The 11,625-nt window shown below is 71.0% G+C and carries 11 protein-coding genes; 7 read left to right on the top strand and 4 right to left on the bottom strand.

The genetic code is table 11. The annotated features are described in order from the left end of the window. Positions 1 to 19 precede the first annotated feature (19 nt). The 4 genes from M1L60_RS26620 (at position 20) to M1L60_RS26605 (ending at position 4,382) form a co-directional block, all read left to right on the top strand. A complete protein-coding gene (locus tag M1L60_RS26620; protein WP_253240257.1) occupies positions 20 to 292 on the top strand; it encodes a Rossmann-fold NAD(P)-binding domain-containing protein in 273 nt (90 codons plus the stop codon). Then, positions 262 to 540: a hypothetical protein gene (locus M1L60_RS26615; protein ID WP_253240256.1), complete on the top strand. Its 279-nt coding sequence runs from the start codon at positions 262 to 264 to the stop codon at positions 538 to 540. The genes M1L60_RS26620 and M1L60_RS26615 overlap by 31 nt, the downstream gene beginning before the upstream one ends. Positions 541 to 627: 87 nt before the next feature. Beyond that, complete coding sequence (locus tag M1L60_RS26610) at positions 628 to 3,552, top strand: M36 family metallopeptidase (protein WP_253240255.1); 2,925 nt, start codon at positions 628 to 630, stop codon at positions 3,550 to 3,552. Between the two features lie 125 nt (positions 3,553 to 3,677). Continuing rightward, complete coding sequence (locus tag M1L60_RS26605; protein WP_253240254.1) at positions 3,678 to 4,382, top strand: GTP pyrophosphokinase; 705 nt, start codon at positions 3,678 to 3,680, stop codon at positions 4,380 to 4,382. Here M1L60_RS26605 and M1L60_RS26600 read toward each other — a convergent pair. After that, positions 4,379 to 5,185 (bottom strand): SAM-dependent methyltransferase, encoded by an 807-nt coding sequence (locus M1L60_RS26600; protein WP_253240253.1) that lies wholly within the window; start codon positions 5,183 to 5,185, stop codon positions 4,379 to 4,381. The genes M1L60_RS26605 and M1L60_RS26600 overlap by 4 nt on opposite strands. Positions 5,186 to 5,351: 166 nt before the next feature. On the opposite strand from M1L60_RS26600, the gene M1L60_RS26595 reads away from it, so the two are divergent. After that, the gene (locus M1L60_RS26595; protein WP_253240252.1) at positions 5,352 to 6,089 is read left to right on the top strand and encodes an aquaporin; all 738 of its coding nucleotides are present in this window, start codon (positions 5,352 to 5,354) and stop codon (positions 6,087 to 6,089) included. Here M1L60_RS26595 and M1L60_RS26590 read toward each other — a convergent pair. Further along, the gene (locus tag M1L60_RS26590) at positions 6,086 to 6,835 is read right to left on the bottom strand and encodes an SDR family NAD(P)-dependent oxidoreductase (protein ID WP_253240251.1); all 750 of its coding nucleotides are present in this window, start codon (positions 6,833 to 6,835) and stop codon (positions 6,086 to 6,088) included. The two genes, M1L60_RS26595 and M1L60_RS26590, sit on opposite strands and share 4 nt — an antisense overlap. Before the next feature lie 100 nt (positions 6,836 to 6,935). On the opposite strand from M1L60_RS26590, the gene M1L60_RS26585 reads away from it, so the two are divergent. Further along, positions 6,936 to 8,117 (top strand): MFS transporter, encoded by a 1,182-nt coding sequence (locus tag M1L60_RS26585; protein WP_253240250.1) that lies wholly within the window; start codon positions 6,936 to 6,938, stop codon positions 8,115 to 8,117. Between the two features lie 724 nt (positions 8,118 to 8,841). Here M1L60_RS26585 and M1L60_RS26580 read toward each other — a convergent pair. Beyond that, positions 8,842 to 9,201, bottom strand: coding sequence for a cupin domain-containing protein (locus M1L60_RS26580; RefSeq protein ID WP_253240249.1), 360 nt, complete (start codon positions 9,199 to 9,201; stop codon positions 8,842 to 8,844). Positions 9,202 to 9,252: 51 nt separating this feature from the next. On the opposite strand from M1L60_RS26580, the gene M1L60_RS26575 reads away from it, so the two are divergent. Beyond that, on the top strand, positions 9,253 to 10,242 hold the full coding sequence (locus tag M1L60_RS26575; RefSeq protein ID WP_253240248.1) for a GlxA family transcriptional regulator: 990 nt from the start codon (positions 9,253 to 9,255) through the stop codon (positions 10,240 to 10,242). Positions 10,243 to 10,642: 400 nt separating this feature from the next. Here M1L60_RS26575 and M1L60_RS26570 read toward each other — a convergent pair whose 3' ends face one another. Continuing rightward, on the bottom strand, positions 10,643 to 11,575 hold the full coding sequence (locus tag M1L60_RS26570) for an NADP-dependent oxidoreductase (RefSeq protein WP_253240247.1): 933 nt from the start codon (positions 11,573 to 11,575) through the stop codon (positions 10,643 to 10,645). Positions 11,576 to 11,625: the final 50 nt, after the last annotated feature.

The raw sequence follows: 11,625 nt of genomic DNA, 5'->3' as shown, positions 1-11,625 counted from the left end.
GCGAGGGCTGGAGCAAGGAGTGGTCCAGATTTCGGCCTCGACCAACCGCCGCCGGCTGCTGGCCGACGGCACGCTGGCCCCCGGGGCGCGCGTCATCACGATCGCCGGCGACCTGGTCACCCGCGGCCGCCGCGACCTCGCCCGGCCTGACGTCACCGGCACGTCCTGGCGTACCAGATATTCGCAGCTCGCTGTCCACGGCACAGCCAAGCTCGCGGCCGTGCTGGCCACCTCGGCCCTGGCCGAGCGGCTTCGGCCGGGATGTCCGCCTACAGCGCCAACCCCGGAGTGATGCGCACCGGCTTCAACGCCAAGGCGGGCGGCCTGCTCCGGCTCACCTCGGCCGTCACCAACCTGTTCGCCACCATGCCGCAGCAGGCCGCCCGCACGCCTGTCCGCCTGGCCACGGCGGCCACGCCCGAACCCAGCGGCGCCATCTTCGGCAAGAGCGTCGAGGTGGACCCCGCCCTGGCGTCCGAGGTGTACGAGCACACGGCCCGGACGCTCGGCCTGAGCCCGCTAAGCATCACGTCGTTATAGATGTATTTAGATGTTTGGCCCATGTTCCGCAGGTCGGGGGTGCGATCGGATGGCTGTGGTAACGAATTAATCCACAGAGGAGGTACCGTGCGCACCCCACCCCGTGCGTTGGCGGGAACCGCTGCCGGCTTTTTGGCCGCCGCGATCGTGTTGACCGCTTCATCCGGCGGCAACGCGGCCCCCGCGACACCGGCCCCGGCCCCGACCCAGAAGGTGCAGGGCGACGACCACCACGAGCACGTCGTCGACAACAGGCAGGGCCGGGTCGCCCCGACCACCGGCCAGCGGGCGGCCGCGGTGGGCACCTCGGCCCGCTGGAACGCCCTCGGCACGCCGGCCACGCTCACCGCCACCGGCGCTGCCCTCGAGACCGGGTTGCCGGCCGATCCGGTCGCGGCCGCCCGGGCGTACGTCAATAAGAACTTGGACGTTCTCGGGCTCACGGCCCGGGGCGCGCAGGCCTTGGAACACCTGACCACCTCGCCGATCGGGGAGGGCGCGGCGGTCGTCCTCCGGCAGAAGTTCGGTGACCTGGTCGCCGGGCGCGACGGCCTGATCTCGGTCGGCGTGCGCGACGGCAAGGTGTGGTTCGTGAGCTCGTCGCTGGCCCGGGACGCCGTGGCGCCCGAGCCGGCCACCCTGACCGCCGAGCAGGCCGTGACCGCGGCCGCCGCCGAGGCCGGGGTCACGAACCCGACCGTCATCGCCAACAAGCTCGTGGCCGTGCCCACGCCCAGCGAGGGGGTCCGCGCCGCCTGGCAGGTCACCTTCGGCGCCGACCTGAGCGGGGTCGAGCCGGTCGCGTACACCTCGTACGTCGATGCCCGTGACGGCGGCATCCTGGTCCGCGAGGACATCGTCGACCACGACAGCGACAACCCGTCGTGGGACGTCTTCCCGAACTCGCCGCCCACCGACTACTCGTCGCGGGACACCCGCAAGACGTGGTGCTGGGGGCCGCAGCGGGGCTGTGACGAGATCGTCGCGACCACCGCCTCCCCGCTGGCCTGGGACGTCGACCCGGCCACCAACGAGCCGACGTTCACCACCAAGGGCAACAACGCGATCGCGGTCGAAAATCTGAACTCGAACGACGCGTTCTCGGTCGGCACCGAGACGGCGACCGCGAAGCCGGACCGCGACTACAACTACAAGTGGACCAACCAGTGGTACCGGGAGCGTTGCTCGCCCGACGTCCACACCACGCCGCAGCGCAACGACCTGGATGCGGCCCGGGCCAACCTGTTCGGCATGCACAACCGCATGCACGACTGGTCGTACCACCTGGGCTTCACCGAAGCGACCTGGAACATGCAGGACGACAACCTGCGCCCGGGCGGTCTGGGTGACGACTACGAGCAAGGCAACGCGCAGGCCGGCGGCATCAGCGGCGGCCCGCCGAGCTTCGCCGCCCGCAACAACGCCAACCAGATCACCCCGCCCGACGGCGAGGCGCCGATCACCAACATGTACCTGTGGCAGCCCATCGCGGCCGCCTTCTACGGCGCGTGCGTCGACGGCGACTACGACATGTCGGTGATCGGGCACGAGTACGGCCACGCCATCACCGGCCGCATGATCGCCGGGCCCGACGCCGGTGTGAGCACGCCACAGGGCATGAGCGAGAGCTGGTCCGACCAGATGGCCGTGGAGTATCTGGCCGAGCACGGCTACGCGCCCAAGGGCGAGCGGGGCTTCACCATCGGCGAGTACGTCACCACCGACAAGGTCGCGGGCATCCGCAACTACAACATGAGCAACAGCCCGCTGAACTACTCGAGCGTCGACTACGACTTCGTCGGGCTGCAGGTGCACGCCTCGGGTGAGGTGTGGAGCGCCACCAACTACGACATCCGGCAGGCGTTCATCCGCAAGTACGGCGCGGGCACGCCGGCGCTGCAGAAGTCGTGCGCCAACGGCAAGACGCCGGTCACCAAGTGCCCGGGCAACCGGCGCTGGGTCCAGCTGATGTTCGACTCGTTCCTGCTGATGGCCAACAGCCAGAACAGCATGGTCGACGCGCGCGACGCCATGCTCGGGGCCGACCTGGTGCGCTTCAACGGGGCCAACCAGTCCCTGATGTGGAACGCGTTCGCCAAGCGCGGTCTGGGCGAGGGCGCCGTGAGCGTGGGGGCCGGGGACGCCGACCCGACGCCGAGCTTCTCGTCGGCGTACGCCAAGGAAGGGACCTTCAAGTTCCGCCCGGTCGACGAGAAGGGCAAGCCCGTCGTCGGGGCCAAGCTCTTCGTCGGCGACTACCAGGCGCGGGCGGTCGCGGTGGCCGACACCGACCCGGCCACGCCGCTGACCGACGAGGTCAAGCTGGTGCCGGGCACGTACGGCTTCATCGCCCAGGCCCCCGGCCACGGTCACACCCGGATCAGCCCGAAGCTGGTGCTGCCCGGTCTGACCCTGCCGCTGTTCGTCTCGATGCCGGCCAACCTGGCCTCGACGACGACCGGCGCGGTGGCCACGGGCGACGGCGTCAACCTGGCCCGGATCACCGACGACGACGAGGCCACGAACTGGGCCTCGCTGGGCAGCGCGGTGGCCGGCAAGCAGGTCACCGTCGACCTGACCGGTGGGGCCCAGACCGTACGCCGGGTGCAGGTCAGCGCCCAGCTGCGACCGCCGGTGACCGGTGACGTCGACGCCGGCACCCAGAACCGGTACACGGCACTGCGGCAGTTCAAGGTGCTCGCGTGCACCGCGACGGCCACGGTGACCTGCTCGAACGCGGCCGAGTTCAAGACCGTGTTCACGAGCAAGCCGGATGCCTTCCCGTCGGGCGCCCCGCGGCCGCGCGTGAAGGACCTGGTCGTGAAGTCGTTCGACATCCGCGACACCAAGGCCACGCATCTGCGCCTCGAGGTCGTGACCAACCAGTGCACCGGCGCGCCCGACTACGCCGGCGAGCAGGACGCCGACCCGCGGGCGAACACGGACTGTGCCACGGCCAGTCCGCAGGCGCTCAACGTCCGGGTGTCCGAGTTCCAGGCGTACGCGAAGTAGTTTCACCTCGAAGTGGGCGGGCCGACCCTGGTCCGCCCACTTCTTGTGTCTCCGGGATGATGGTGGCGCCGGGCCCTTACGGTGGGGAACGGCGCGAGTGGATCTCAACGGCGGAGACTGGAACCTTGACGACCGAGGACAGCGATCGGCAGGTCGCGCGCTGGAGCGGCGCCGGCCACCCGCTACCGGCGACCACCACGGGGGAATTCGACCCGTTCCGGGGCATGACCGACGAGTTGACCCATTTCATGCTGGTCTACAAGTTCGGTCTGGCCGAGATCGGCACCAAGATCAGCATCCTGTCCGAGGAGCTGGCCCACCGCGGCCGGGGCAACCCGATCGAGCACGTGCTCCCCCGGCTCAAGACCCCGGCCAGCATCAGCGCCAAGGCCCGGCGGATCGGCTGCCCGCTCGCCTTCGACGACCTGCGGGCCCGGATCCGCGACATCGCCGGCATCCGCATCGTGTGCAGCTTCGTCTCGGACGTCTACACCGTGGCCGAGATGCTGACCCGCCAGCCCGACATCACGATGCTGCAGACCAAGGACTACATCGCCCAGCCCAAGGCCAACGGCTACCGCAGCCTGCATCTGATCGTCGAGATCCCGGTCTTCCTGTCCGAGCGCGTGGTCCAGGTGCCGGTCGAGATCCAGCTGCGCACCGCGGCCATGGACTTCTGGGCCAGCCTCGAACACAAGATCCATTACAAGTACGACCCCCGGGTGCCCGAGTCCCTGCGCGACGAACTCGCCGCGGCCGCCGAGGACGCCGCCCGCCTCGACCGCCGCATGGAACTGCTCCACCGCGAGATACACGGGCCGCGCCGCTAGTTCTTCCGGGCCACCACGGCGTAGATGCCGAGGTCGTCGCTGACCGGGCGGCCGGCCGGGTCGTCGTCGGCCCACCAGTCGCTGACCAGGGTGAGGCCGGGCTCGACGATCTCGAGGCCGTCGAACCAGCCCAGGATCTGCTCGCGACCGCGGGCGCGGACGTCGGTGCCACCCGCGGCGAACATCTTCTCGTACCGGGCCACCCCCTCGGCCGAGCTGACATCCATCGTGCCGTGGGTGAGGGCCACGAAGCTGCCCGGCGGCAGGGCGTCGACCAGGGTGCGCACGGAGGTGGCAGCCTGCCCGTCGTCGTGCACGAAATGCAGGACGGCGATGAGCAGCAGCCCGACCGGTTGCCCCAGGTCGAGGGTGTCGCGCAGGGCCTCGTGCTTCAGCACCGCGCCGGGATCACGCACGTCGGCCTCGATGTAGGCCGTGCGACCGCGGGGGTCGCCCTGCAGCAGGGCCCGGGCGTGGGTCATGACGATCGGGTCGTTGTCGACGTAGACGACGCGCGCCTCGGGGGCGACCCGCTGGGCGACCTCGTGCGTGTTGTCGGGGGCGGGCAGGCCGGTGCCGACGTCGAGGAACTGCCGGATGCCCTCGGCGGCCAGGAAGCGTACGGCCCGCCCGAGGAACTTGCGGTTGGCCCGGGCCAGGTCGACGACGATCGGGAACGCCTTGGCGATGGCGTCGCCCGAGGCGCGGTCGGCCGCGAAGTGGTCCTTGCCGCCCAGCCAGTAGTTGTAACGCCGTGCTGGATGCGGCACCGACGTATCGATGGTCTCCCCTGCCTCGCCCACGTGCGGATCATAGTGGATGACCGCGCCTCCACATCGGACTATTTGCATGGTGAGTGCGAGCGACGTCACACCGGCTCCGACGACCTACGAGTCATTCGACCGATGCTTCCCGGCTGCGGCCGTCGCACCCTCGAAATACAGGGATGCGAGGCTGGGGGGCCGGAAAATGGCGACAGAGACAGCGCAGCGGCGGGAACTGGGGCTGCACGGGCACGAACTGCACAGCGAGACCGGGCGCGCCGCGGTGGCCGAGGTGGCGGGGACGTTCGTGCTGGTGCTGGCGATCGTCAGCGTGGCCGTGGCGGCCACGCTGAACACGCCGGTGGCCGGTGGGGCGTACAGCTCGGAGACGGTGGCCCTGGCCGGCGGCGGGGCGCTGGCCCTGGTCGTGGCGGCGCTGGGACCGCTGAGCGGGGCCCATCTCAATCCGGCGGTGACGGTTGCGCTCGCGCTGACCGGGCGGTTCCCGTGGGGGCGGGTGCCGGCCTACGTCGTGGCCCAGCTGGCGGGGGCGCTGCTGGCGGCGGTGGCGGCCTGGGGTGCGTACGGGGATCAGGCCCGCACCGTGGCGAACCTGGGCGCGACCGGTCCCGCCGCCGAGGTCGGCAGCCTGCGCGTGCTGTTCGTGGAAGCGCTGGTGACGTTCGTGCTGGTGCTGGTCGTGGTGCTGGTGGCCAACGACGCCCGGGTCGGGCGGGGCGCGGCGGCGCTGGCCATCGGGCTCGCGCTGACCGTGGCCATCCTGATCAGCGGGCCGGTCACGGGGGCCGGCGTCAACCCGGCCCGGGCCCTCGGGCCGATGATCGCCGCCGCCCGGTTCACGGACTGGTGGGCGTACCTCATCGGCCCGCTGCTCGGCGGCGCCGTGGCCACGTACCTGTATGAAAAGGTCTTGAAGGCCTAGGGCAGGATCGCGTCGACGTAGCCGCCGTCGACGCGGAGCGCGCCGCCGGTGGTGGCCGAGGCGAGCGGCGACGACAGGTAGACGACCATGTTGGCGATCTCCTCGGGCTCGATGAGGCGCTGCAGCAGCGACTGCGGCCGGTGGGCCCGCATGAACTCGCGCTGCGCCTCGTCCCACGGCAGATCCTTGTCGACCAGCGAGTAGACGAAGTCCTCGACGCCACCGGTGTGGGTCGGGCCGGCGATGACGCTGTTGACGGTCACGCCGGTGCCGGCCGCCTCCTTGGCGAAACCGCGCGACACGGCCAGCAGAGCCGTCTTGGACATGCCGTAGTGGATCATCTCGACCGGGGTGACGACGGCCGAGTCGCTGGCGATGTAGAGCACGCGGCCCCAGCCGCGCTCCCGCATGCCCGGCAGCACTTCACGGGTCAGGCGGACTGCGGCCAGCACGTTGACCTCGAAATAACGCCGCCAGTCGTCGTCGGTGATCTCGAGTGCGGGCTGGGCGCCGAAGATGCCCAGGTTGTTGACGAGGATGTCGACCGATCCGACCGCCTCGAGCGCGGCTGCGGCACCCTCGGCCGTGCTCACGTCGGCCGGAACCGGCACGAAGTCCCCCTCGCCCAGCTCGGACAGAGCCCGGTCGACCGACTCCGGAGAGCGGCCGTTGACTCCGACCCGGGCTCCGGCCGAGGCCAGCCCGGCCGCGATGGCCCGGCCGATGCCCTGGGTGGATCCGGTCACGAGAGCCGTCTTTCCAGCAAGATCAAGGCGCATAAGTGTGAGCTTTCCCCACTCCCGCGCCGCTAACACGGCCGGGGCCCGGTGTGTACGTTCGTACGCAATGAACACCGCACGCCGCCGCCTCGCCCTGTTCGCTCTCTTCTTCCTGCCCGGCCTGGGCATCTCGTCGTGGGTGACCCGCACCCCCGACATCCGCGACCTGCTCGGCGCGTCCACCGCGCAGATGGGCCTGGTGCTGTTCGGCCTGTCCGCGGGCTCGATGCTGGGCATCCTCGGCTCCGGCCGCGTCGTCTCCCGCTTCGGCACCCGCCCGGTCGTCGCGGCCGGCATCCTGACCACGGTCCTCAGCATCCCGGTCATCGGGGCCGGCGCCGGCCTGCACCAGACCGCCCTGGTCACGGCCGGCCTGTTCCTGTTCGGCTTCGGAATGGGCAGCGGCGAGGTCGCCATGAACATCGAGGGCGCCGACGTCGAACGCATCACCGAAAAAGCAGTGCTACCCACCATGCACGGCTTCTTCAGCCTGGGCACGGTGGTCGGCGCCGCCATCGGCATGGTCCTGACCGCGGTGGCGTTCCCGGTGCTGTGGCATCTGGTGCTGATCGGCCTGATCAGCGTGCCGGTCGCTCTGGCCGCGATCCGTCACGTCCCGTACGGCGTGGGCCTGACCCCGACCGGCAGCGCTCACGAGGCCGGCCAAGAGCCGGTCCGGCGCGACAAACGCCTGTGGCTCATCGGCGTGATCGTGCTGGCCATGGCCCTGGCCGAGGGCGCCGCCAACGACTGGCTGCCGCTCATCATGGTCGACGGCCACGACCTCGACGCCGCGTGGGGTTCGGCCGTCTACACCGCCTTCGCCGCCGCCATGACCATCGGCCGCTTCGGCGGCGGCTGGTTCCTCAACCGTTTCGGACGAGCCACCGTGCTGGGCGCCAGCGCCGTGCTGGGCGGCATCGGCCTGCTGCTGGTCATCGCCGTCGACAACCAGCTCGTGGCCGGCGCGGCCGTCCTGCTGTGGGGCGTCGGCGCCGCGCTGGGCTTCCCGGTCGCCCTCTCCGCAGCCGGCGACTCCGGCCCCAACCCGACGGCCCGCGTGTCGCTGGTCGCCACCGCCGGCTACGTCGCCTTCCTGGTCGGCCCACCCGCCCTGGGCTTCCTGGGCGAACACTACGGCCTACGCAACGCCATGATCGTCGTGCTGGCCCTGCTCGCCCTGGCCGCGGCGTGCGCGCCCGCCCTCAACCGCCGCCCCACCCCCGACAAGGAACCCGCCATCCCCTGACCCCTGCTCCGCCTCCGCGCGGACGTCTCCACAACGGTTCGAGCGAAGGGCGGAGCGGTCACCACCAAGACCCGAGGCGAGACGAACCGTTTCGTCTCGCCACCGGTCGCGAGCGGAGGCCAGAGCAGTCACAACCTCGACCGGACGCGAGACGATACGTTTCGCCTCACGAACGGTCGCGAGCAGCGACCAAAGCAGTCACCACCTCGACCGGACGCGAGACGATACGTTTCGCCTCACGAACCGTCGCGAGCAGCGACCAAAGCAGTCACCACCTCGACCGGACGCGAGACGATACGTTTCGCCTCACGAGCGGTCGAGGCGAAACGTATCGTCTCGGCCGGGTGCTGAGAGCTGTGGAAACGGAGGGCCGGCCCCCGCGACAGGACCCTGCGGGTGGAACAACGCGCCCACCCTCGATAGCCGGCCGAGATCACGCGCTGGTGGTGGAGGCGCTGCGGGCGGCTTGCGCGTTCGACACGGCCCGGCCCCACCACCACGAGGCCTGGCCGAGGTGGTCGTGCCTCGTGACGGGAAACGATCAGGTGTGGGTGAGCGGCCCCCGGGGCGAAGCGGGCGGGCCTGTTGGCCGGGCAGATGGCGTTCGCATCCGAGCGCAGGCGCGGATCTGCGCCTCCACGTAGTGGTCCATCGTGTGCCCAGGTTCCGGCCGCTCGTCTCGTCGGGGTGAGTCGCACTGCCGGCCCGATCACCGGAGTCAGCGCTAGTCGGGGTCGCGGTGGCTCCAGTCCGGCTTGCCGCCGGCCGCGTTCGACGTGATTTCGGGGCCGATCAGCAGGAAGTGGGCCTCGTCGCCGTTGACCCGGGGGCAGTGTTCTACGCCGCGCGGGATCACCAGCAGGTCGCCGGGGGTCAGGTGGACGTCGCCGTCGCGCAGTTGGATTGTCATATCGCCCGACAGGAGCAGGAACGTCTCGTCCTGGTCGTCGTGGGCGTGCCAGTTCGTCGAACGGGTGCCCTTGGCCACCTTGAGCAGGTTGCCGTTAGCGGTGGCGAGGACGCGCTGGGACCAGAACTCGGTGAGGGCGGCCGCTTCCGAGGCGACAGCGAACTTATTGAGCATGCATCGATCCTGGACCGCCCGCACCGGAAGCGGCCCTGCTAGAAATGACCAGTGCCGCAAGGATCCTCACACCGGGTCGTCCTGGTCGTCGATGAGCAGTCCAATCCGTTCGAGGTCGGCTGCGCCTGCGAGATCTTCGGTGGGCCGCTGCGGCCCGAGATCGGATACCCGCTGTACGACCTGCGCGTGGTCGCACCGCGCCGGTCCACGCCGATGCGTGATTCGTTGTTCAGCATCGGGGCGGTCGGGCGGCTCGACGAGATCGAGCACGCGCGGACGGTGATCGTGCCCAACCGGCCGTATGTCGAGACGCCGTCGCGGCCGGCGCTGCTCGCCGCCCTGCGCCGCGCTCACGAGCGGGGTGCGCGGCTGGTCGGGCTCTGCACGGGTGCGTTCACGCTGGCCGAGGCGGGACTGCTCGACGGGCGCCGGGCCGCGGTCCACTGGAATCTGGCCGATGAGTTCCGGCAGCGCTTCCCCGCAGTCGATCTTCAGCCCGACGTCCTGTTCGTGGACGACGGGGACCTGCTCACCTCGGCCGGCAGCGCCGCCGCGCTCGATCTCGGGCTGCACATCGTGCGGCTCGACCACGGCGCCGAGGTCGCCAACCACGTCAGCCGCCGGCTGGTGTTCGCGGCTTACCGCGACGGGGGCCAACAGCAGTTCGTCGAGCGGCCGATGCCGCCGGCCGTCGACGATTCGCTCGGCGCGGTGGTGGCCTGGGCCCAGCAGCGCCTGGACGAGCCGATCACCGTCGCCGACCTGGCCCGCCGGGCCGGGATGAGCACCGGGAGCCTGCACCGCCGATTCCGGGCCGAACTGGGCACCACCCCGCTGGCCTGGCTGACCGTCGAACGGGTCACCCTGGCCTGCCGCCTGATCGAGCAGGGCGCCCCGGGCCTGGAAACCGTCGCGCGCCGATCCGGCCTGGGCACCGGGGCCAACATGCGCGCCCTGTTCAAGCGCCACCTCGGCATCAGCCCGGCCGACTACCGCCGCCGCTTCACCACCGCCAAAACCGACACCCCAGCCACCGCCTGAGCCAACGCCAAGCCGACCCCAGCCCACCACCCGAGCCAACGAACCGAGCCGCCACCCGGGCCAACACCAAGCCGGCCCAAGCCGACGCCAAGCCAACGACGCCGCTCCGCGCCCACCGCCCGAGCCAACGAAACGAGCCGTCGCCCGAGCCAACGACGCCGACGCCTCCGCACCGGGCCAACGGCAAGCCGGCCCGAGCCCACCGACCGAACCGACGCCGAACCACCGCCTGAACCGGCGCCCGGAGCTACCACCAAACAGACGCCCACGAGCTACCGCTCGAGCCGACGCCCGAGCAACCGCTCCTGCCGACGCCCGAGTCGCCGCCCGAGCCGATACTCGAGCCAGCCGAAAGCCCGGCCAAAGAGCTGAGCCAGGCGAGGCCCCGAGACAGGCAGCTCTAATCGACGGTGAGGACGATTTTGCCGTTGACGTGGCCGTCGAAGATCTGGCGGTGGGCCTCGGCGGCCGAGGTGAACGGCAGTTCCTGGGAGACGTGGACGCGCAGCCGGCCGTTGGCGGCCAGCGCGCCCAGCGTGCTCAACTCGGCCCCGTCGGGGCGCACGAACACGTACCGACCGCCCTGTTCCTTGACCGCGGTGTCGACCACCGAGCAGTGCCGCACCGGGTGCCGCACCAGCGCCGGGCTCTGAGTCAGTGCTTCGCCCCCGTGGAAGTCGGCCACCGCGTCGACCCGCCCGTCCCCGCCGACCAGGTCGGCCAGCCGTTTGGGGAGGTCGTCACCGTACTCGATCGGCTCGGCCCCCAGCGACCGGATGAACTCGTGGTTGCCGGCCGAGGCCGTGCCGATCACCCGGGCCGCGCCGACCGCGCGGGCGATCTGGACCGCCAGGTGCCCCACTCCCCCGGCCGCCGCGTGCACCAGCACCACGTCGCCGTGGCTGACGCCGATCGCCGACAGCGCCTGCAACGCCGTCAGCCCGGCCAGCGGCAGCCCGCCCGCCTCGACCAGCGACATCGCCGCCGGCACGTGGGCGACCGCGCGCTCGTTGACCGAGACCAGCTCGGCGTAGGTGCCGTCCTGCACGTGGTCCTTTCGGGCGTACGCCATGACCTCGTCGCCGGGCGCGAACCGGGTGACCGCGGGCCCGACCTGGTCGACGATGCCGGCCGCGTCCCAGCCGGGGATGAGCGGGAAGTGGTGAGGGTAGGCGCCTTCGAGGTACCCGGCCCGCATGATGTGGTCGACCGGGTTGACGCCGGCCGCCCGCACCCGGATGCGGACCGTGTCCGGCCCGACCGGCGGGTCGGGAAGCTCCCGCAGGGTCATGACGTCGACGTCACCGAACTCGTCCAGCGCGATTGCCCTCATACAGCGCATTTTGCCCTATGAAGGCGATAAAAAACGCCCGACGTCGCAAG

It is taken from the genome of Paractinoplanes aksuensis, assembly GCF_024137025.1.
In the GTDB taxonomy this organism is placed as follows: domain Bacteria; phylum Actinomycetota; class Actinomycetes; order Mycobacteriales; family Micromonosporaceae; genus Actinoplanes; species Actinoplanes aksuensis.
This window is presented reverse-complemented; position numbering and strand designations above follow the sequence as displayed.

Bases quoted from the DNA above. Each gene is read 5' to 3' on its own strand.
- M1L60_RS26615 (WP_253240256.1), top strand. From the start codon at position 262: ATGTCCGCCTACAGCGCCAACCCCGGAGTGATGCGCACCGGCTTCAAC.
- M1L60_RS26595 (WP_253240252.1), top strand. From the start codon at position 5,352: ATGGCGACAGAGACAGCGCAGCGGCGGGAACTGGGGCTGCACGGGCAC.
- M1L60_RS26585 (WP_253240250.1), top strand. From the start codon at position 6,936: ATGAACACCGCACGCCGCCGCCTCGCCCTGTTCGCTCTCTTCTTCCTG.
- M1L60_RS26580 (WP_253240249.1), bottom strand. From the start codon at position 9,201: ATGCTCAATAAGTTCGCTGTCGCCTCGGAAGCGGCCGCCCTCACCGAG.
- M1L60_RS26570 (WP_253240247.1), bottom strand. From the start codon at position 11,575: ATGAGGGCAATCGCGCTGGACGAGTTCGGTGACGTCGACGTCATGACC.